Source organism: Tenacibaculum litoreum (assembly GCF_964513915.1).
Lineage (GTDB): Bacteria > Bacteroidota > Bacteroidia > Flavobacteriales > Flavobacteriaceae > Polaribacter > Polaribacter litoreum.
In genome coordinates, this window is record NZ_CAZEQS010000004.1 from 308529 (window position 1) to 329600 (window position 21072).

The 21072-nt window shown below is 31.4% G+C and carries 18 protein-coding genes; 9 read left to right on the forward strand and 9 right to left on the reverse strand.

Annotated features, from left to right (window positions below):
- Positions 1-26 precede the first annotated feature (26 nt).
- Genes ACKTTR_RS12925 through ACKTTR_RS12935 form a run of 3 tightly spaced genes read right to left on the reverse strand, consistent with a single transcriptional unit; the run spans position 27 to position 3222 of the window.
- Positions 27-1280 (reverse strand): tetratricopeptide repeat protein, encoded by a 1254-nt coding sequence (locus tag ACKTTR_RS12925; protein ID WP_408028234.1) that lies wholly within the window; start codon positions 1278-1280, stop codon positions 27-29.
- A gap of 50 nt (positions 1281-1330) precedes the next feature.
- Complete coding sequence (locus ACKTTR_RS12930) at positions 1331-2857, reverse strand: energy transducer TonB (protein WP_408028235.1); 1527 nt, start codon at positions 2855-2857, stop codon at positions 1331-1333.
- On the reverse strand, positions 2854-3222 hold the full coding sequence (locus ACKTTR_RS12935) for a BlaI/MecI/CopY family transcriptional regulator (protein WP_408028236.1): 369 nt from the start codon (positions 3220-3222) through the stop codon (positions 2854-2856). The genes ACKTTR_RS12930 and ACKTTR_RS12935 overlap by 4 nt, the downstream gene beginning before the upstream one ends.
- Before the next feature lie 119 nt (positions 3223-3341).
- Here ACKTTR_RS12935 and ACKTTR_RS12940 point away from each other — a divergent pair, with 119 nt between their 5' ends.
- The 5 genes from ACKTTR_RS12940 (at position 3342) to ACKTTR_RS12960 (ending at position 9296) form a co-directional block, all read left to right on the forward strand.
- Positions 3342-3842, forward strand: a complete 501-nt coding sequence (locus tag ACKTTR_RS12940) for a DUF456 domain-containing protein (protein WP_408028237.1) — start codon at positions 3342-3344, stop codon at positions 3840-3842.
- A 455-nt stretch (positions 3843-4297) separates the two neighbouring features.
- Positions 4298-5995, forward strand: coding sequence for a lysine--tRNA ligase (gene lysS / locus ACKTTR_RS12945; RefSeq protein ID WP_408028238.1), 1698 nt, complete (start codon positions 4298-4300; stop codon positions 5993-5995).
- 134 nt (positions 5996-6129) lie between these two features.
- Positions 6130-6465 (forward strand): lipocalin/fatty-acid binding family protein, encoded by a 336-nt coding sequence (locus ACKTTR_RS12950; RefSeq protein WP_408028239.1) that lies wholly within the window; start codon positions 6130-6132, stop codon positions 6463-6465.
- 132 nt (positions 6466-6597) lie between these two features.
- Entirely contained in the window at positions 6598-6729 is a 132-nt protein-coding gene (locus ACKTTR_RS12955) for a hypothetical protein (RefSeq protein ID WP_408028240.1), read from the forward strand.
- Positions 6730-7268: 539 nt separating this feature from the next.
- The gene (locus tag ACKTTR_RS12960; RefSeq protein WP_408028241.1) at positions 7269-9296 is read left to right on the forward strand and encodes a ComEC/Rec2 family competence protein; all 2028 of its coding nucleotides are present in this window, start codon (positions 7269-7271) and stop codon (positions 9294-9296) included.
- A 3-nt stretch (positions 9297-9299) separates the two neighbouring features.
- Here ACKTTR_RS12960 and ACKTTR_RS12965 read toward each other — a convergent pair whose 3' ends face one another.
- The 4 genes from ACKTTR_RS12965 to ACKTTR_RS12980 form a co-directional block, all read right to left on the reverse strand.
- Entirely contained in the window at positions 9300-9818 is a 519-nt protein-coding gene (locus ACKTTR_RS12965; protein ID WP_408028242.1) for a thioredoxin family protein, read from the reverse strand.
- Between the two features lie 98 nt (positions 9819-9916).
- Complete coding sequence (locus ACKTTR_RS12970; RefSeq protein WP_408028243.1) at positions 9917-11671, reverse strand: peptide MFS transporter; 1755 nt, start codon at positions 11669-11671, stop codon at positions 9917-9919.
- Positions 11672-11739: 68 nt separating this feature from the next.
- Positions 11740-13131, reverse strand: coding sequence for a peptide MFS transporter (locus ACKTTR_RS12975; protein WP_408028244.1), 1392 nt, complete (start codon positions 13129-13131; stop codon positions 11740-11742).
- A 3-nt stretch (positions 13132-13134) separates the two neighbouring features.
- Entirely contained in the window at positions 13135-15282 is a 2148-nt protein-coding gene (locus tag ACKTTR_RS12980; protein ID WP_408028245.1) for a S9 family peptidase, read from the reverse strand.
- Between the two features lie 142 nt (positions 15283-15424).
- On the opposite strand from ACKTTR_RS12980, the gene ACKTTR_RS12985 reads away from it, so the two are divergent.
- The 3 genes from ACKTTR_RS12985 to ACKTTR_RS12995 are packed head-to-tail and all read left to right on the forward strand — an operon-like array spanning position 15425 to position 19292.
- Positions 15425-17158, forward strand: a complete 1734-nt coding sequence (locus ACKTTR_RS12985; RefSeq protein WP_408028246.1) for a hydroxymethylglutaryl-CoA reductase, degradative — start codon at positions 15425-15427, stop codon at positions 17156-17158.
- Positions 17158-18084, forward strand: a complete 927-nt coding sequence (locus ACKTTR_RS12990; protein WP_408028247.1) for a GYDIA family GHMP kinase — start codon at positions 17158-17160, stop codon at positions 18082-18084. The genes ACKTTR_RS12985 and ACKTTR_RS12990 overlap by 1 nt, the downstream gene beginning before the upstream one ends.
- Positions 18084-19292: a BaiN/RdsA family NAD(P)/FAD-dependent oxidoreductase gene (locus ACKTTR_RS12995; RefSeq protein WP_408028248.1), complete on the forward strand. Its 1209-nt coding sequence runs from the start codon at positions 18084-18086 to the stop codon at positions 19290-19292. Before ACKTTR_RS12990 ends, ACKTTR_RS12995 begins: the two co-directional genes overlap by 1 nt.
- 55 nt (positions 19293-19347) lie before the next feature.
- Here ACKTTR_RS12995 and ACKTTR_RS13000 read toward each other — a convergent pair whose 3' ends face one another.
- Complete coding sequence (locus ACKTTR_RS13000; protein ID WP_115901716.1) at positions 19348-19650, reverse strand: hypothetical protein; 303 nt, start codon at positions 19648-19650, stop codon at positions 19348-19350.
- A gap of 21 nt (positions 19651-19671) precedes the next feature.
- The gene (locus ACKTTR_RS13005; RefSeq protein WP_274639682.1) at positions 19672-19902 is read right to left on the reverse strand and encodes a hypothetical protein; all 231 of its coding nucleotides are present in this window, start codon (positions 19900-19902) and stop codon (positions 19672-19674) included.
- Between the two features lie 78 nt (positions 19903-19980).
- On the opposite strand from ACKTTR_RS13005, the gene ACKTTR_RS13010 reads away from it, so the two are divergent.
- Complete coding sequence (locus ACKTTR_RS13010; protein ID WP_408028249.1) at positions 19981-21066, forward strand: diphosphomevalonate/mevalonate 3,5-bisphosphate decarboxylase family protein; 1086 nt, start codon at positions 19981-19983, stop codon at positions 21064-21066.
- Positions 21067-21072 lie beyond the last annotated feature (6 nt).

Consider the following 21072-nt stretch of genomic DNA (forward strand, 5'->3'; position numbering starts at 1 on the left):
TTAAGATGAATATACAAAATTAAATACTATTGTAAAATCTCTCCTTGTAAGAAATAGTGCTTTTTAATTTCTTTTAATCTTTCTTTTGCATGTTTTGTTAATACAGAATCTTTTCTTTTAAAACGATTTACATAATTTTTATAATGTTTGTAAGCTATTCTTTTATCCTTGTAATAATCTTCACTAGTTTTAGCTAGTTGATACAAGGCTTTATAGTTTTTCCTATTCTCTTCAAAAGCTCTTTTATAAGACTTTACCTCTTCTTTAGGGTTACCCAATTCTTTATATACTCTAGCTAGTTGGTAATACTCAATATCTCTTGGTTCTTTACCTGTAAAAGTTGCCACCATATAATCTAGCTGTGCTTTATAAAACTTTTTCTTTTCAAAATTGATATCACCTAAATAGGTATACGCTTTAAAATCTGACCTATCAATTCTTATAGCTTTATTAAAGTACTTTTTTGCTTCGTCATATTTCTTTAGATTAAAATAACAACGTCCTAACATTTTTTGTGTGTAGTGTTCGTTAGGCTCTAGAGTATCTATTCTTTGTAAATATTGAATGGCTTCAGTGAACTTCTCTTCTCTATATAATTTGTTAATTTTCAACTTATTTAAGTTGATATGATTTGGATTGACTACCAAACCTCTATTTACAAAAATGTTTGCGGAATCTTTATCTCTTAATAAAGTATAAGCTAATGCTAAGTGGTGAATAGATTTAATGTGAGTTGTATCATTTTTATAAGCCTCTAAAAAACTATTAATTTTTAGATTTCTCTTTTTCAACATTCCATAAGCAATTCCCAATCGGTAATGGTAATTTGCATTTGTACTATCTTGCTTAATAATGTTTTTAAAAGTATCTATTGCTTTCGCTGGTTGCTTTGTTTGTGCATACAATTTTCCGAGTTGATACTGAATAAGTAAGTTTTCAGCATCTTTAGTTACAATACCTTCATAAACATCAATAGCTTTTTGTAGTTTTTTCTCTTTTTTATATGCTTTTGCTAACCTTACTTTTACCGAATAATCATCTTTTAACTCCAATGCCTTTTCATAATATAAAGAGGCCTTTTTATAATTATCTATTGAGGCATAAATCGATGCTACTTTTGAAATTGACTGAAAAGTAGTATCTAACTCATGTAACTTTGTCAATGCTGTTTGATAGCGTCCTATATTCACCAGACTATCAATAGTTTTAAAAGTCGAAACTTGTGCTTCGACTTTTAAAATTCCTATTACAAAAACAATAAGTAAAATTTTATTTCTCACGTTTCTATTTTTGGTTTTTTCATTGGTTCTTTATGACCAACGTAATTAATTTATTCTACGTTAAATGTGATGGGTAATACAAACCCAGTCGCAACAATTTTTCCATCTTTTTCTCCTGGCTGCATTTGCGGCAATTTTTGTGCCAATTCTTCTACATGTAGTTTTAATGTAGGGTGTGGTGCTCTTACTTTAATATCTGTAACATTACCTTTTTTATCTATTTTAAACCTAACATAAAGCCTTTTCTTACCTGAGTCTAAACCTAATCCATTTGCTATAGATGTATCAAAATTCTCTTGTACAAATTCCTGTAAACTTCTATTAAAACAAGTTTTATCGCCTTCTACACATCCAGGAAAAGTTGGTACTTTATCCATCATAGAGAAAGGAACCTCCTCTGAGTCTTGGTAATTAGTTTTTTCTTGATTTTCATTTTTTCCCATAAAGTCAAAAGCAACCATTTTTCTACCATTTTCAGCTTCAAAAACTCTAATGTTTAATTGAGGCATTCCTTCTTTATTAAATCCATTTAATAAAGCTAAATATTCTCCTTTTTCTTCTTCTGTCAATTCATCTATAGAGTATTCTTTAGTATTTGGAAGTTCTTTTCCTAAAAATAAATCAAGATATTTACTTTGGTAACCAGTAGAAGGCTTTTTTACAATTTTACCATCCTCACTTTTATACACTGTTACAGGCTGTTTTTCAACCTTATTCATTTTAACTTCTTCACTTGAACAAGCTGTATATAATATCATGCTTCCTAGTAGTGGAATTAATAGTAAATACTTTAATTGTCTTACTTTTTTTGATTGTGTTTTCGTCATCATAATAATTCGTTTTTTGATTAATGAATGTTTGTAAAATTGATTAATGAATGAAATATGCTCGACTTGAAAAATATCAGCGAGTAAATGGTTTATATAGTTTTCTTTTTTATCTGATTTGCTGGCTACAGCATCTGAAATATATTCATGAACTAGTGAAATACGATTTTGATACACATACACCATCGGATTAAACCACATTACTATTTTTAAAAACTCAAAAAATAATAAATCTATCGTGTGTTTTTCTTCGCTATGTACTAACTCATGCTGAATAATTTTTTCTCTTTTTTGAGAAGGAATATCATTTCCTAAAAAAATATAGTTGAAAAATGAAAAAGCTTTGGTTTCCTTTGGAAGTAATATCAATTTATAATTGTCCTTTCGGGTAGTTCCGTATCGTAAAACTAATCGTATAATACGCTCTAATTTTACTGAAAACACAATAAGAAACAATATACATCCACTCCAAAACAATACATCTAAATAATTAATGGATTGATACCAAACTGCTGCTTCAATAACTTTTTGAGGTGATAACACTACCTCTGGTAACAAAGTGTAATATTCTTGAGGAACAGCTTTTTGAACTGTCGAAATTTTAAACAAAGGCAATACAAAAGAAAGCAATGCTGTACTTAACAAGTACCATCTATTTTTGTTGAAAAAAGTTTCTTTGCTTAAAAAGAAATCGTACACCGCTACAAAAAGAACTTGAAATAATACAACTTGAATAATATAGTTTATCATGACTTTTTATTTTTATTCACCTCTTTTAAAATACTCTCTAGCTCTTGAATATCCATTTTGTTCTCTTTCATAAAAAATGATACCATGCTTTTAAATGAGCCTCCAAAATAACCGTTCATTAACTTGTGTAAACTCTCATTACTATACTCTGACTTTTCCACCAATGGATAGTAAACATATCCCCTACCTTTTGATTCATGACCAACAAACTCCTTAGTCTCCAAAATCCTTATAATTGTTGAAACAGTATTATATGCTGGTTTTGGCTCAGGTAATTCAGTTATTACTTCTTTTACTGAAGCTTTTTTTAACTGCCATAATACCTGCATTATTTGCTCTTCTGCTTTTGTTAATTGTTTACTCATGATATCTTTTTGTAAAATGTTCCGAAACAAATATAACTAAAAAATTAGTTTAAACTAATTTTTTAGTTAATGAATATGTAACAAAGCTTTTATATCTTCGTCTTATCAATAAAAAGTTAATGGATATATTTTTAGTAATACTCGGATTTATTTTTGCTTGTTTAGGAATTATTGGTTCATTTTTACCAGTATTACCTGGTCCAATTACTAGCTGGGTAGGTTTGTTATTATTACATTTAACAAAAGTAGTTCCTCAAAATTGGACATTTTTAGGAATCACTTTAGCTATTGCTGTCATTATATTTTTTCTTGATTACTTCATCCCTGCTATGGGAACTAAACGTTTTGGGGGCACAAAATATGGAGTATATGGTACTACTATCGGATTAATTATTGGGTTGATCTCCCCTATTCCTTTTGGAATTTTAATTGGTGCTTTTACTGGAGCCTTAGTTGGTGAATTAATTTATGATAGCAAAGACACTAATAGAGCTATTAAAGCTTCTTTTGGTGCCTTTTTAGGTTTTTTAGCTTCAGCAACCATTAAATTTTCAATTTCCATGGTATTCCTAGTGTTATTTATTGTTAAGTTTTTTGAGCACAGCAATTCTTTCTTTTAAAAGCTAGTAAACTATATCTAGGTTTTACTTCTAATCATGAGATTCCACTTCTCACCCTTGTTTGGGATGATGGACATTCATGTTTTAAAAAAGTTAGTAAATACACTTAGCCCCGATTGTAGCAATTGTTTGAGCTCTTCCGATACTTCGGGAAGCGAGTGCGGAAAGCGGGAAATAGCTTCAAAATAAACGTAAATAAAATGCAAAAAAAAAGCAACCCATCTAAGGGAAGCTTTCCATTGGTTAACAAAACCATGATACTATTTAAAGTATCTAACAACACAACTAAATGCTGTCCTTTTAAAATTAGACAGCCTGCAAATATACATTCTTTTTAGAAACTCACAAATAAAAAATAACTTTTTTATAAAATCTATGCTATACTACCGTTGTCTAATTTTGTAATTGATTGTATCTTTGCACCTTTAAATTAAAATTACTTAAAAATTAAGTCAATGCAATTATCAGAACAAGAAGTTGTACGTAGAGAAAAACTATCAAAATTACGTGAATTGGGTATCAATCCATACCCAGCAGATTTATTTCCATTAGATACGAATTCCAAACAGATTAAACAGGAGTTTAAGGAAGGTAAGAAGGTAGTGATTGCTGGTAGGTTAATGTCTCGTCGTATTCAAGGAAAAGCTTCTTTTGCTGAATTGCAAGATAGTGAAGGACGTATTCAAGTATATTTTAACAGAGATGAAATTTGTACAGGTGAAGACAAAACTTTGTACAACGAAGTATATAAAAAGTTATTAGATATAGGTGATTTTGTAGGTATTGAAGGAGAGTTGTTTAAAACTCAAGTTGGAGAAATCACTGTAATGGTTAAAGATTTCAAATTATTAAGTAAATCTTTAAAACCATTACCATTACCAAAAGTAGATGCTGAAGGAAATACCTTTGACGGATTTACAGATCCTGAGATGCGCTACCGTCAACGTTATGCTGATTTGGTAGTAAACCCACAGGTAAAAGAAGTTTTTGTAAAGCGTACTAAATTATTCAATGCGATGCGTCAGTTTTTTAACGACGCTGGTTATTTTGAAGTAGAAACACCTATTTTACAACCTATTCCAGGTGGTGCTGCGGCAAGACCATTTATTACACACCATAATGCCTTAGACATTCCCCTATATATGCGTATTGCGAATGAGTTATACTTAAAGCGTTTGATTGTTGGTGGTTTTGACGGTGTGTATGAATTTTCGAAAAACTTCCGTAACGAGGGAATGGATAGAACGCACAACCCAGAATTTACAGCTATGGAAATTTATGTAGCCTACAAAGACTACAACTGGATGATGGAGTTTACTGAAAAATTATTAGAGCACTGTGCTTTAGCTGTAAACGGAACTACCGAAGCTACGTTCGGAGAGCATAAGGTAGATTTTAAAGCTCCGTATGCACGTGTTACGATGGCTGATTCTATCAAACACTTTACTGGTTTTGACATCAACGGAAAATCAGAAGATGAAATTCGTAAAGCTGCTCAAGACATGGGTATCGAGGTAGACGACACAATGGGTAAAGGAAAGTTAATTGATGAGATTTTTGGTGAGAAATGTGAAGGAAACTACATTCAACCAACATTCATTACCGATTACCCTAAGGAAATGTCTCCATTATGTAAAGAGCACCGTGACAATCCTGAATTAACTGAGCGTTTTGAGTTAATGGTATGTGGTAAAGAAATTGCCAATGCATATTCTGAATTAAACGACCCGATAGACCAACGTGAGCGTTTTGAAGCACAATTAAAATTAGCTGAGCGTGGAGATGATGAAGCAGGAGAATTTATCGATCAAGATTTCTTACGTGCCTTAGAATATGGGATGCCTCCTACTTCTGGATTAGGAATTGGAATGGACCGTTTAATTATGTATTTAACAAACAATCCGTCAATTCAAGAAGTGTTATTCTTCCCTCAAATGAAACCAGAGAAAAAAGCTCCTTCTGTTGAATTAAACGATGACGAAAGAGCATTGCTAGCATTGATAGAAAAAGCTGAAAAAATAGGTTTAAATGAGTTAAAAGCTCAAAGTGGTTTGTCTAATAAGAAGTGGGACAAAACCATTAAAGGATTAACTAAAAACAGTCTTGCTAAAGTTGAAAAAACAGAAGAAGGTTTGTTTGTAGAAATCGTATAAGTTTTTTCTGAAACTGAATAGAATTGAAAAGCAATCTCATTTGAGGTTGCTTTTTTGTTTGGTTTTTAACTCATTTTTAATGAACTTCGTTATCAAAGGATATTTATAAGCTATAACTAATAAAAAAACTCAAATTGAATTTAGACAACAAGAAATTTGTAGCTACGGAAAATAAAAGTGGATTATCATCAAATGAAACCATTTTTCATTATTTCCAAAATGGAACTACTATTACCGGAAAATACAAAGGAGGATCGATACAAGAAGGTTTTATAATTGGGAAACAAACTCAAGATTCCGAAATTAAACTCTTATATCAGTGCTTAACAACCGAAGGGGAATTGAAAGCGGGAGAATCAACTGGTACAGTTTCAATAACACCAAATGGAAAACTAAAATTATCGTTTGATTGGAATTGGTTGAATGGATATTTATCAGGAGGAAAATCTGAGTATATAGAAATTGAATAGAATTAAAAAGCAATCTCATTTGAGGTTGCTTTTTTTGTTTGGTTTTTATCCTTATTTAGATAACTTAGCTATAAACAGATATAAGTCAATAAAACGAACTCATATCTCCAATAACGAAATGTAATTTGAAAAATGAGCGAATCAAAAGAGACAAACAAGATATTACAAAGAATTTTAGAATTACTTACCAGAAATGAAGCTCGTGTTAGCACGAATGAAATGACTGCGGAAGGTGATGAATTAATTAAGAAGGCTGAAAGATAAGCAGAAGACGCTTCTAAAAAAATACAGTCAACTTTTGATCGGATTCACGACAAACTTTTCAATTTTAATAATATGCTCATAGCTGCATTTCTTGGGTTAAGTAAATTTCCAACTGATAACACAATCTTGAGTCTTTGGATGGCAATCCTGCCTATTGCAAATTTGATTTATTTAATGTTTTTGGAATATTGGCAAATGGAAATTTATAGACACGTTGCGAAACGAATGGAATGGGAATTAGACTTAGATAAAGATGTTAAAAAATATGGAAACATGATTAAACGACAAAATTTAAGGTCTTTATTGTCAATTTTTACAACATTTGGGCTTTTTATCTTCTTGGTAATTAAAATTTTGACTTATTAAAAATAAAAACTAACAATCTATAAAGGTGGGTCTACTATATCCAAATTCAGTTAGAATTGATATTACTAGGGGCTAAACCCCAAATTAATGCATAAAAATCTGTAACTGACAGTTATTCAAGACCAATAACCAAACTTTTCAAATTCACACTTTTTTCATAACTTTAAAGAGCTATGAAAAAATTGTTAGAATACCCTCCTTTTTACTTTTTGGTGTGCCTTATTATTGGTATAACACTCCAGTTTTATACACAGATTTGGCAATATAACCTTCTTTATTTAGGCAGTTCCTTATTAGGATTTTTAATTATTCTCTATTTTTTAAAAAGATTACAAAAACGAAAAATATTTAGCGTAGTTAGCTTACTCCTTTTTGTTTTTATTGGGGTTAGCTCTACATATATTCGTAATCCGAAGAATTATACGAATTATTATGCATTTCATTTGACTAACACCTCCTCTTCTATAGTCACTATACAAAAAGTATTAAAACCAGGTAATTACTATACAAAATACTTAGCTGAAGTTTCTCGAGTTGATTCTATCAAAACAAATGGATATATTCTTCTAAACATTAAAAAAGATAGTGCGCAAACTTTACTAAAGGTTAGTAATCGAGTATTTATCAAAACTCCTTTTAAAGAATTAATTCCACCTTTAAATCCACATCAATTTGATTACAAGCAGTATTTAGCAAAACAGTATGTTTATCATCAAGTGTTTTTAAGCAAGCAAGAATTTAAACAGCTTAGCAACTCAAATTTTTCTTTAGTTGGTTTATCGGCTAGCATCAGAGAAAAAGTACAAACTTCCTTAAAAAAGTATCATTTTTCAAACGATGAATTTACTGTAATTAATGCTTTATTACTCGGTCAGCGTCAAGAAATATCTAAAGAGCTATTAGAAAGCTATACCAATGCTGGCGCAATTCATATTTTAGCTATTTCAGGATTACATATTGGTATTTTATTGTTATTACTCTCCTATGTATTCAAACCTTTGGAAAAACTTTCTAAAGGAATGATTATTAAAGCCATTTGTATAATCTTATTTCTGTGGTCATTTGCTTTTATTGCTGGATTATCAGCCTCTGTAGTTAGAGCTGTAACCATGTTCACTTTTGTCGCAGTTGGACAATCATTCAAACGAAAAAAGATTATTGAGTATTCTTTAATCAGTTCTATGTTCTTCTTACTTTTAATAAAACCAATGTTTTTATTTGATGTTGGTTTTCAACTGAGTTATCTGGCTGTTTTTGGTATTGTCTGGGTACAACCATTACTCTACAACCTCTGGAAACCTAAACTTTGGTTGCTAGATAAAGGTTGGGGTTTATTTACAGTTTCAATAGCTGCACAAGCAGGTATTTTACCTATTAGTTTATATTACTTCCATCAATTTCCAGGCTTATTTATTCTATCAAATCTAATTATTATTCCTTTTTTAGGGAGCATATTGCTCTTTGGAATCATTATTATCTTACTAGCTACATTGAACATCCTTCCTCAATTTATAGCTAATATTTATGGAATTATTATTTCTATAATGAACTATTTTGTTAATTGGGTTGCGCATCAAGAAGATTTTTTATTCAAAGAAATTTCCATGTCTTTTTGGGAGATGATAGCTTGGTATATTTTTATTGTCTTCTCATATAAAGTTTATATCCAAAAAACCTTAAAAAGCATCCTTTCTTTACTGACTTCAATTATAGTCTTACAAGGAGTTTATTTTTATCAGAAGTATCAAATTAGTAACAAAAATGAGTTTATTGTATTTCATAAAAGCCGTCACTCAATTTACGGAAAGAGAAACGGTAAGGAATTATCAATTATTGGTTCTTTGAATAAAAGTATTTTACACCAACAAAAATTAATACAATCGTATAGAATTGGAGAACATACTTCTTCTAAAATTATTGACTCTACCTTTAATGTTTTCTCATATAAAAGCAAGCAAATTTTAATTGTAGATAGTTTAGGGATTTATCAAATAGATGGACTTAAAAAGCCTATAATTCTATTAAAAAACAGTCCGAGAATCAATTTAAACAGACTTATTGCGACACTAAATCCTCAAAAAATTATTGCTGATGGAAGTAATTATAAATCATATATTACCAGATGGAAAGAAACTTGTTATAAACAAAAAACACCATTTTGGTATACTGGTCAAAATGGTGCTTATATTTTAAAAGAATAGACTTTACATGGCGCTTTTAAAGTTTTTCTCAAACTCTGACCAAGGCATATTTTTATAATTATCCTTATTAAAATATGCTAATATTTTTTCAAACTTTTTTTCTTCTAAATATCCAGGTACGTTTTGTAATAACTGTCTTTCTGTATTAAAAAAAGCTGTTGAAGGATAACTTAACTGTCCTTTCATAATAGCTGCAGCTAACTGATGATATCCTCTTCTTCCTTGAGCTTGGTACTTAAACGTTTTCCCTTGAAACGTAATATCATGTTTTGTTTCTCCGTTTAACTTTACTGGATAATAATGAGTATTGATATACTCAATAATTACTTTGTTTTTATATGTTGTTTTATCCATTTTTTTACACCAACCACACCAGTCAGTATAAATGTCTACTAAAATTGGCTTTGGCTCTTTCTCGCTCATTTCCATCGCTTGTTCAAAGCTTAACCAGTTTACTTTATCTTGCGCCTTTACTCCAAGTGAAATAAAGGTTAAAACTGCTACTAATATTATTTTTTTCATACTCCTTAAGTCTCAATAAGTGTTCCAAATTTACAAAAAAACCTGCCAACATTTAAAATTGACAGGTTGTAAAATATTGTTTTAACGTTTATTTAGAGTTATTTAACTCCGTGCATTAATTTTTTTAGAAGTGGGTGTAACAATAAAGAAACCACTCCTAATACAAACGGTATAATAGTAAATATCAAGAAGAAGCCTGATAAGCTATACTCCTGCGTAATTTTTTCAATATCACCTCCAATATAATGAGCTAATTTATTACCTATTGCAATGGCTAAATAATAAACTCCAAACATAAATGCAATCATACGAGTTGGAATTAACTTACTTAAGTATGACAATCCCATTGGCGATAAACAAAGCTCTCCTAATGTATGAAATAAATATGCTAATACTAGCCAAATCATACTTAAACTTGCTCCTTCTGCACCAGCAGCTACATTTCTCGCTCCAAATGCAAGAAAACCAAAACCTAAAGCTAACAATGCTAATCCTAAGAAATATTTTACAGATGCTGGAGGATTATAGCTACTATCCCACCATTTGGTAAATAACGGAGCGAAAATAATAATGAATAACGAATTTAATATCGCAAACCAAGTTACTGGCACCTCTGTATTAGGATCATTGAACTCTACATAAAGCTTATACAAAACAATAGCCCAAACAATTAAGAAGCTTGTTCCTAATATAATATTTGCTAAACCTATTTTTTTAAACGTCTTTTTAAATAAACTAATCAACACATAGGTAATTATACCTAATGGTACAACCGTCACCAATAAATCTACTACTTTAAATACTGTTCCTGCAGTACCTTCCAAAATTCTATTTGTAAAATCTCTAGTATAAATTGGAAGTGATCCAGCTGCTTGTTCAAATGCAGCCCAGAAAAATATGGTAAATAGAGAGAAAATAGAAAAAGCTATCATTCTGTCTCTTTCTATTTTTGTGTACCTAGGAATTCTAACAATTAACAATACGATAAAACTTATTGCTGCTAATAGTGCAAAGAACAAAGAATCACTCATTCCTGCAACCGTAAAGTTTAACGTTTGTATGTTTCCTATTTTACTTAAAGGATCATTGAAAATGAATATTAATGCTGATACGGTAAAAACTGCTATTAAAGCATAGTCTACGATTGAAAAAGGGTTTCTTTTTTCAGCATCAACATCAACTGTTTCCTCTGCATTTTTCACATCTTTCTTTGCCGGCTTATCACCTAAGCTTCCAAAAAGAGGTTGAGCAAAATAAAATTGCAACATACCTAACAACATAAAGATACCAGCTAAACCGAATCCCCATGACCATCCTATTTTTTCTCCAACCCAACCACAAAGCATTATTCCAATAAAAGCTCCGGCATTTACTCCCATATAAAAAATGTTGTAAGCACCATCTTTTTTATCATCTTTCCCTGCATACATTTTTGAAATAATCGAAGTCATGTTAGGTTTAAAGAAACCATTCCCTACAATTAGTAAAGCAATTCCTATATATAAAAAAGTAGGAGTTTCAACAGCCATTGCTGCGTGTCCTAATGTCATTAGCAATGCACCAATAACTACTGCCATTCGATAACCTATTTTATTATCGGCTAACCACCCTCCTAACAAAGGTGTTAGGTAAACGAATAAAGCGTATGTTCCTAAAAGAGATAATGCTGCTGATGTACTCCACCCCCACCCAGGGTTGCTACCTGTTATAGCTCCTGTTAAAAAGATAACTAAAATGGCACGCATTCCATAATAAGAAAAACGCTCCCACATTTCTGTAAAAAACAAAACGAACAACCCTGCTGGATGCCCTAAAACTTTGTCTTTAAATAAATTTTCGATATCTGTACTCATTCTTTTTAATATATAGTTTATAATAGAAGAAGCCTTGGTAGTAATTTCATACTACCAAGGCTTATTTTTTAATTATTATCTGCTAATTCAAATCCTTCTGCTTCCTCGTGCTTTAAATCTCTTTCATTATCTTCTGCTCCATGTGTTAAAGCTTCTAATTTTCTTCTAAACAATAACATTAACAACCCAAAAGCAACACAAAAAACTGCAATTCCTGTAAAAATGGTAAACTCACCTAAACTTTCTGAAGCTTCTCCTAAAAGTCCTGCTACTTTATTACCAAAACCAGTCATAGCAAAATATACTCCCATCATTAAAGATGCATATTTTACTGGCGCTAATTTCGTTATGTAAGATAATGCTACTGGTGAAATACATAATTCTCCTACTGTATGGAATAAATATGCTAATACTAACCAATACATTGCTGAAGTTCCTTCACTTTGGAATTGAGCAGAAGCTCCTGTCATAAAGAAAAAACCTGCTCCCATGATTATTAATCCCATTATCATTTTGAACAAACCTGTAGATAACTTTCCTTCTAGTTTTCTTTTAGCCCAATACGCTGCTACAGAAGTTCCTAAAACAATTATAAAAAATGCATTTAAAGACTGGAACCATGATGCTGGAACTTCAAAGTTACCTAACATTCTACTTGTTTTTTCAGAAGCATAAATATTCATCAATCCTCCTGCTTGCTCAAAAGCTCCCCAGAAAATAATTACTAATAAAAACGAAATTAAAAGTACTACTACTCTATCCTTTTCAATTTTAGTCAATGGTTTATTCATTATCTCTTTATCCTCTTCATTTTTAGAACCTCCTAAGTAATCTCCTACTCCTATCAAGTGTTTTTGACCTAAAACATATTGTAATAAACCTAGTGCCATTCCAATTCCTGCTAAACCAAATCCATAGTGCCATCCATAAGTTTCTCCAACATAACCAACTATCAAAGCGGATAAAAATGCTCCAACATTAATACCTATATAAAAAATTGTAAATCCTTTATCTCTACGAATATCTCCTTGTTTATATAAACCTCCAACCATTGTTGAGATATTTGGCTTTAACATACCTACACCAGCGATAATTAAACCTAACCCAGTGTAAAAAGCCCACATTTGTTCTATAGCTAAAACACTGTGTCCTGCTACTAATAAAATACCTCCGTATAAAACAGATTTTTTTTGCCCTAAAACTTTATCAGCAATCCATCCGCCTGGTATTGACATTAAGTAAACTAACATCGTGTAAGTCCCATACAATGATAAAGCATCACCGTTAGACCATCCTAATCCTGCATTTTCATCTGTAGTTTGCGCTACTAAATAAAGTACCAAAATTGCTCTCATTCCATAGTACGAAAAACGCTCCCACATTTCCGTAAAAAACAGCACATATAATCCTGCTGGATGTCCAAATAGTTCTTTTCGCTTGATAGGTGTTGAATTTGCCATATTTTATAGGTTGTTTTTAATAAAGTTAGTCATTTTGGTATACAAGTGTAAACGAGTGTTTCCTCCATAAATACCATGATTCTTATCTGGATACATTCCCCACTCAAATTGCTTATTTGCTTGAATTAAAGCTTCAGCCATTCTATAAGCATTTTGTACATGTACATTATCATCACCTGTTCCGTGAATTAATAAATACTTTCCTTTTAATAATTCTGGATAATTCAATGGTGAGTTATCATCATATCCTGTTGGGTTTTCTTCTGGCGTACGCATATAACGCTCTGTATAAATTGTGTCATAAAAACGCCATGTAGTAACTGGTGCTACTGCAATTGCTGCAGCAAAAACATCATTCCCTTTTAATAAACAGTTTGTACTCATATGACCTCCAAAAGACCATCCCCAAATACCAATTCTATTCGCGTCAACATAAGGTAGTTTTGCTAACTCTTTAGCCACAGAAATTTGGTCTTCAGTTTCATACTTTACTAAATTCATGTAAGTAACTTTCTTAAAGTCACGACCTTTAAAACCTGTACCTCTACCATCTACACAAACAACTATGTAACCATTTTGTGCTAACATTTGGTGCCAATAATCATTTGAACCATTCCAACTATTTTTTACATTTTGAGAACCTGGTCCTGAATATTGATACATTAAAACTGGGTACTTTTTATTAGCATCAAAGTTTGCAGGTTTAATAGTGTACATATTTAAGTCGTTTCCATTTACATTAATTGTAGAAAACTCTTTTTTACTTAAATTATATCCTGCAATAGTTTCTTTTAAGCCTGCATTATCTTTTATAGTCTTTAACACCTTCCCTTCATCATTTCTTAGCGTGTACACTGGTGGTGTATTTGCATCAGAAAAAGTATTGATGAAATAGTGCATGTTTTTACTAAAAGCAGCATTGTTTGTTCCTGTAGGATTACTTAATAATTTTTTGTTTTTACCATCTAAAGAAATACTATATACTCCTCTATTAATAGAACCATTTTCTACTGATTGATAGTAAATAGTTTTCTTATCAGCATTGTATCCGTAGTAAGAAGTAACTTCCCAATTTCCTTTAGTTACCTGATTTAACAACTTACCGTCCTTGTCATAGTGATAAATATGGTTGTATCCATCTTTTTCACTTGTCCATATAAAGCTGTTATCATCTAAAAAAGTTAAATCATCAGTAATATCTACATACGCCTTATCTGTTTCGTTTAAAACGATAGAGCTATTAAAAGTAGTTGCATCAACAAAATACATTTTTAAATCATTTTGATGACGGTTCAATGTTCTAACTGCTAAAATATTTGGATTGTTAGTCCAGTTAATTCTTGGAATGTATTCATAGTCTCCAACTCTAATTTCTGCAGTTTTGTTCGTTTCTAATGAAAATATACGTAAGGCTACTTTTGCATTTTCTTCACCAGCCTTTGGGTATTTGAACACATGCTGTGTTGGGTATTTTTCTTTTCCATATACGTCCATTGAAAAAGTTTTAACCTTACTTTCATCAAAACGTAAATATGCTAAGTTTTTACTGTCTTTACTCCATTCAAAAGCTTTAACAAAACCAAATTCCTCTTCATAAACCCAATCGGTAATACCGTTAATGATTTCATTCTTTTTACCACTATTAGTAATTTGAATTACCACATTGGCATCTGAGTAATCTTTAATGAATAAATTATTGTCTTTAGCGTACGCTATTTTTTTACTATCAGGAGAAAAAGTTGGTTCTTGAATATCTGTACCAATTAAATCTAACGACTTTTTTGCTATGTCATACACATAATATGTACCTAAATATGAATGACGGAAAATTTGTTTGAAGTTAGTTCCTAGAATTAATTTGGTCTCATCATTATTAAAGCTGTATGATTGAAAATATTTCAATCCTGCTAAATCTTTACTATCAACTATAGTTGCAACTTTTTCTAAAGTTTCATAACTATACTTATCTACAGTAGAACTTCCATTCTCATAATTTAATAGCGAATAAAAATCTCCATTCATAGAATTTAAAGAGTTCATATAATCGGCTCTAAACGTGCCTTTTCGCCATATATCCTCTAAAGAAATATCTTTTTTTTGAGCTTGTACTAGCGAAGATATCCCTATAAACAATAGTAATAATTTCTTCATGTTAAGTTGTTGTTTATCTAAAAAGTTTGCCAAGTTTACGGAAAAATAGCCAAAAATCCGCTCAAAAAAATCATAAAAACCAAATAACACAACCATTTTAACATGATTCACGTATCTTTGAGCCATCAAAAATGAATTGAGAATGTCTAAAACGATCTCTGGTTTTTCTAAACTTACCAAAGAAGAAAAAATAGACTGGTTGGCAAAAACTTACTTTAACAATCAACCAGAAATTATACAAACTATTACGCAATATTGGAATGTAGATGACAAGCTACAACAATTGCATGATGATTTTATTGAAAATACCATTTCTAACTTTTATATGCCTTACGGTATTGCTCCTAATTTTATTATTAATGGACGCAGTTATGTAATACCAATGGTAGTTGAAGAAAGCTCTGTTGTTGCTGCTGCTTCTTTAGTTGCTAAGTTTTGGAGTACTCGTGGAGGATTTAAAACAGAAGTAATTTCTACTACCAAAATTGGTCAGGTACATTTTATGTATGCTGGTGACAAAAAACAGTTAGAAACCTATTTCAACCAACAAAAGACAGAATTATATGCAGCTACCGCATCCATTACCAAAAACATGGAAAAACGTGGTGGTGGAATTTTAGATATTCAACTAGTTGACAAAACTGATAAGCTTGCTAACTACTATCAATTACATGTTACGTTTGAAACAAAAGATAGTATGGGGGCTAACTTTATTAATTCTTGTTTAGAGGCTATTGCTAAAGCTTTTAGAAAAGACGATATTGAGATTGTAATGAGCATCCTTTCTAACTATGTACCTGAATGTTTAGTTAGAGCTGAAGTAAGCTGTAAAGTAGAGGAACTAGGTGGTAAGAATCCTGAGAAGTTTGCTCAAAAATTTGAACAAGCTGTTAAAATAGCTGAAATAGAACCTTACCGTGCAGTAACCCATAATAAAGGAATTATGAACGGAATTGATGCTGTTGTATTAGCTACTGGTAATGACTTTAGAGCAATTGAAGCTGGAGCACATGCATATGCTTCAAAAGATGGACAATATAAAAGCCTAACACACTGTGAAGTAAAAGACGATATTTTTAGGTTTTGGATTGAAATCCCTTTAGCATTGGGAACTGTTGGTGGTTTAACTGCCTTACACCCAATGGCTAAATTATCGTTAGACATGATGCAAAAACCAAGCGCACGCACCTTAATGCAAATTATTGCTGCTGCTGGTTTAGCTCAAAATTTTGCAGCTTTGCGTGCTTTAACAACCAAAGGAATTCAACATGGGCATATGAAAATGCACTTGATGAACATCTTAAATCAGCACAAAGCTACTAATGAAGAAAAAGAAATTGTAGCCGCCTATTTTGAAGACAGAACAGCTTCACATAGTGCTGTTGTTGAAAAGTTAAATGAGCTTCGTAAGCCAAAAGTACAATGGATAGACTTTTTAAATGAAGAAGAAGTACGTGATACTCTTGTAAATTTAAAAGCCGATGCAAAACCTTTGTTTGGTAAAATGAGCGGGCAACAAATGGTAGAACATTTAAGCTTGGTTACTCAAATTGCGAATGGAAACTGGAAGGTTGACATCTATGTTTCTGATGAGAAATCAGCTAGAAGAAAACCATTTTTAAATTCTGATAGTGAATTACAAATCGGATTTAAAGCTCCATTTTTATCTGAAGATCCAACTCCATTAAAGTTTAGTTCTATGAACGAGGCTATTACTGATTTGATTGAGCAAGTGCAGCATTTCGAAACTATTTTTAATGAAAATCCAACCCGAAAAGTAGTACATCCATTTTTTGGAGAGTTGGATTATGAGTATTGGAAAAAATTCCAAGTAAAACATTTTACACATCATTTTAAACAATTTGGGCTGGTATAATGCGACACTATTCTAACGGAAAATTATTACTGACTGGAGAATATGTTGTTTTGGATGGTGCAACATCGCTAGCTGTTCCTACCAAGTTTGGGCAAGATTTAATTATTGAACCAATTAAAGATTCACAACTTATTTGGGGAAGTTTTACACATACTGGAGAATGCTGGTTTGAAGCTTCTTTTGATTTACCAAAACTACGATTAACCTCAGCAACATTTAATTCTGATAAAGAAGGAAGCGCTGAATTTATAGCTGAAACTTTACGTGATATTTTACAAGAAGCGAAACGTTTGAATCCAGAATTTCTAACTGCTGAAAACGGTTTCGTTGTAAAGACAAACCTAACATTTCCTCAAAACTGGGGATTAGGAAGTTCTTCAACCTTAATTAATAATATAGCTACTTGGGCAAATGCAAATCCGTTTACTTTGCTTTGGAACGCTTTTTCTGGAAGTGGTTACGATATTGCTTGTGCAAAACATAACACTCCGATTCTATATAAGCTAGAAGAAAAACAACCTCATATTGAAGAAGTAAATTTCAATCCAAGTTTTTCTGAAGAATTGTTTTTTGTGCATTTAAATCAAAAACAAAATAGTAGAGAAGGAATTGCTCACTATAAAAAACATAAAGAAGAAGCTAAAGTCTTAATTCCTGAAATTGACAATTTAACTCAAGAGTTTTTAAAAACTAACACTTCTAAAAATTTAGAAAACATCATTATTGAGCATGAACAAATCATTAGTTCAATTATAAAACAAGACACTGTAAAACAAAGATTATTTTCCGACTATTTTGGTGAAGTAAAAAGCTTAGGTGCTTGGGGTGGTGATTTTATTTTAGTTACAGGAAATGAAGATACTACAAGCTATTTTCAACAAAAAGGATTCAACACTATCCTTTCATATAAAGAAATGATTTTATAATGAAAAAGGTCATTATTATTGGTGGTGGGGCTGCAGGTTATTTTACTGCAATTAATGCAAAAGAACTCAATCCTGAATTGGACATTACTATTCTTGAGAAAGGAAAAGAGGTTTTACAAAAAGTAAAAATTTCTGGTGGAGGTCGTTGCAATGTTACGCATGCTTGTTTTGAACCTAAAGAACTAACAAAATTCTACCCAAGAGGTGAAAAAGAGCTATTAGGACCTTTTCACAAATTCATGACTGGTGATACTTTTGAATGGTTTGAAAATCGCGGAGTTCCTTTAAAAATAGAAGAGGATAATCGAGTATTTCCAGAAGCGAATACATCACAAGCTATTATAGATTGTTTCCAAAACGCTGTTGATAACCTCGGAATTACGGTGTTAAAAAATCATGGTGTGAATTCTGTTTATCAACAAAATGAGAAATGGATTATCAATACAAAAAATCAAGATTTTGAAGCAGATTTCGTAGTGGTTGCTGCTGGAAGCAGTAAAAAAGTATGGGATTTATGTAAGACACTAAATCACACAATTATTGAACCCGTTCCTTCCTTATTTACTTTTAACATTAAAGACAAGCGAATTATTGATTTGGGTGGTATTTCTGTACCAAATGCAGAAGTAACACTTGTTGGAACAAACCTAGAAAATTCTGGCCCGTTATTAATTACCCACTGGGGGTTAAGTGGTCCTGCCATTTTAAAATTATCTGCTTTTGGAGCCAGAATATTAGCTGACAAGAACTATCAATACAACGTACTGGTAAATTGGTTAGGACAAGATACCGATTCAGTTTTTTCGGCATTACAAGAGTTAAAAAAATCGCAAGCTAAAAAACAAGTTAGCTTAAAATCTCCTTTTAGCGATATTCCTCGCCGATTGTGGGAGCGTTTGGTTGCGGCTTCAGAAATAAAAAACAACCAAAACTGGGCCGATTTAAGCAACAAACAGCTTCAAAACTTAGCTAACCAATTAACAAAAGGATTATTCAATGCAAATGGCCGTACTACTTTTAAAGAAGAGTTTGTTACTGCTGGTGGTGTAGATTTAAAAGAAATTAACTTTAAACGTTTTGAAAGTAAAAAACACAAAAACTTGTTTTTTGTAGGCGAAGTATTAAATATTGATGCCGTTACTGGTGGCTTCAACTTTCAAAATGCTTGGACAGGTGGTTTTATTTGTGCAAATGCTATTGTTGAATAAAAAAATCATTTCGAACAAAGGCTTAAGAATACTTTGTTCGAAATGATCTTATTTTTTAGTCTTCGTCTTCTCCTTCTTCTTCGTAGCAGTTAAAAATGATAGAGTACCCATACTCCACTGCTTCTTCATATAACTCTTTTTGTTCATCGTCTTCTACATCATCTACAGAGTCTAACGTAAAATATTCATCTTCTATTTCTACTACTTTCCAGTCTTCATTTTTGATATAAAACTTCGCTAATCGCATAGCTCCTTCAATATCTTTATAATCAATATACAAGCTTACGTAAGCTCCTATAACTTCATCGTAATGTTCAGAAGATTTTTTTGGTTTTGCTAAAGCGTTAATTAAAAACATAGATCTATTTTTTGTGTTATATTATGCTAATTCTCCTCTATGAGGTTTTAATGCATCTCTAAAGGTTTTCATATATTCCTCATCAACCACAATAAAAGCTATGGTATGCATTTCGTTTAAAGATACAAAATTTACTTCATGATAAGGCAAACTATCAATCTGAGCAAATTCTTTTAGATGGATACAGTGATGCTTTGCTGTTTCAAGACCATCTGGTCCTTTAAAATCCCAAATCAGTTTAATTTTTCTCATAAAACAAAAATACCTAATTAAAAATTCATTAGCACAAGTGTAAGCGAAATTCTATCTTTACGGCAAAATTATTATACGTTGAATACATCAGATTTTATATTTCAATTTCAAGATAAAAAAGTAGATAACTTAACAGTTACATGGCAAACACCTAGTAATATTGCTTTGGTAAAATACTGGGGAAAAAGTGAACCGCAAATTCCTAAAAATGCATCCATAAGTTTTACATTAAACAATTGCCATACCACTACAAAAATTGAATTCACAAAGACGCAACCTAAAAATCAAGCAGAATTCGAGTTGTTCTTTGAAGGAAAAAAGAAAGATGATTTTAAACCAAAAATTGCTAAGTTTTTTGAAAGAATTCAAAAATATTGCCCGTATATCTTAGAGTATAATATGGTAATTTCTTCTGAAAATTCTTTCCCTCACAGTAGTGGGATTGCCTCTTCTGCAAGTGGTATGAGTGCTATTGCTATGTGTTTAATGAATTTAGAAAAAGAATTAACCCCTAGCTTAAATGATGAATACATTAACAAAAAAGCCTCTTTTTTAGCTCGTTTAGGATCAGGGAGTGCTAGTAGAAGTATAGAGGGACCATTGGTAGTTTGGGGAAGTCATCCCGAGGTCGAAGGAAGTTCAGATTTATTTGGTGTAAAATTCCCTCATAAAGTTCATCCTATTTTTGAAGATTACCAAGATGCTATTTTATTAGTTGACAAAGGTGAAAAACAAGTTTCGAGTACAGTTGGACATAATTTAATGCACAATCATCCTTATGCTGAAAGTCGTTTTACTCAAGCTAATGAAAACTTAGAAAAACTTTCAAAAATTCTTCAAAATGGAAACATTAAGGAATTTGTTAGCCTTGTTGAAAGTGAAGCTTTAACATTACACGCAATGATGTTAACTAGTAATCCGTATTTTATTTTAATGAAACCTAATACTTTAGAAATCATTAATAAGATATGGGAATATAGACAAGAAAACAATAGTAATGTTTGTTTTACACTAGACGCAGGTGCAAATGTACATGTATTATATCCTTATTCAGAAAAGACTGAAATTGAAGCTTTTATTAAGAATATTTTAGCTGCATACTGCCAAAAAAATCATTATATTTGTGATAGTGTGGGTTTTGGCGCGAGACCTATTTTAACCTAAATTCCC

Bases quoted from the DNA above. Each gene is read 5' to 3' on its own strand.
- ACKTTR_RS12990 (WP_408028247.1), top strand. From the start codon at position 17,158: ATGCGACACTATTCTAACGGAAAATTATTACTGACTGGAGAATATGTT.
- ACKTTR_RS12965 (WP_408028242.1), bottom strand. From the start codon at position 9,818: ATGAAAAAAATAATATTAGTAGCAGTTTTAACCTTTATTTCACTTGGA.
- ACKTTR_RS12985 (WP_408028246.1), top strand. From the start codon at position 15,425: ATGTCTAAAACGATCTCTGGTTTTTCTAAACTTACCAAAGAAGAAAAA.
- lysS (WP_408028238.1), top strand. From the start codon at position 4,298: ATGCAATTATCAGAACAAGAAGTTGTACGTAGAGAAAAACTATCAAAA.
- ACKTTR_RS12995 (WP_408028248.1), top strand. From the start codon at position 18,084: ATGAAAAAGGTCATTATTATTGGTGGTGGGGCTGCAGGTTATTTTACT.
- ACKTTR_RS12975 (WP_408028244.1), bottom strand. From the start codon at position 13,131: ATGGCAAATTCAACACCTATCAAGCGAAAAGAACTATTTGGACATCCA.
- ACKTTR_RS13005 (WP_274639682.1), bottom strand. From the start codon at position 19,902: ATGAGAAAAATTAAACTGATTTGGGATTTTAAAGGACCAGATGGTCTT.
- ACKTTR_RS12935 (WP_408028236.1), bottom strand. From the start codon at position 3,222: ATGAGTAAACAATTAACAAAAGCAGAAGAGCAAATAATGCAGGTATTA.
- ACKTTR_RS12960 (WP_408028241.1), top strand. From the start codon at position 7,269: ATGAAAAAATTGTTAGAATACCCTCCTTTTTACTTTTTGGTGTGCCTT.
- ACKTTR_RS12970 (WP_408028243.1), bottom strand. From the start codon at position 11,671: ATGAGTACAGATATCGAAAATTTATTTAAAGACAAAGTTTTAGGGCAT.
- ACKTTR_RS12980 (WP_408028245.1), bottom strand. From the start codon at position 15,282: ATGAAGAAATTATTACTATTGTTTATAGGGATATCTTCGCTAGTACAA.
- ACKTTR_RS12940 (WP_408028237.1), top strand. From the start codon at position 3,342: ATGGATATATTTTTAGTAATACTCGGATTTATTTTTGCTTGTTTAGGA.
- ACKTTR_RS12930 (WP_408028235.1), bottom strand. From the start codon at position 2,857: ATGATAAACTATATTATTCAAGTTGTATTATTTCAAGTTCTTTTTGTA.
- ACKTTR_RS13000 (WP_115901716.1), bottom strand. From the start codon at position 19,650: ATGTTTTTAATTAACGCTTTAGCAAAACCAAAAAAATCTTCTGAACAT.
- ACKTTR_RS12955 (WP_408028240.1), top strand. From the start codon at position 6,598: ATGAGCGAATCAAAAGAGACAAACAAGATATTACAAAGAATTTTAGAA.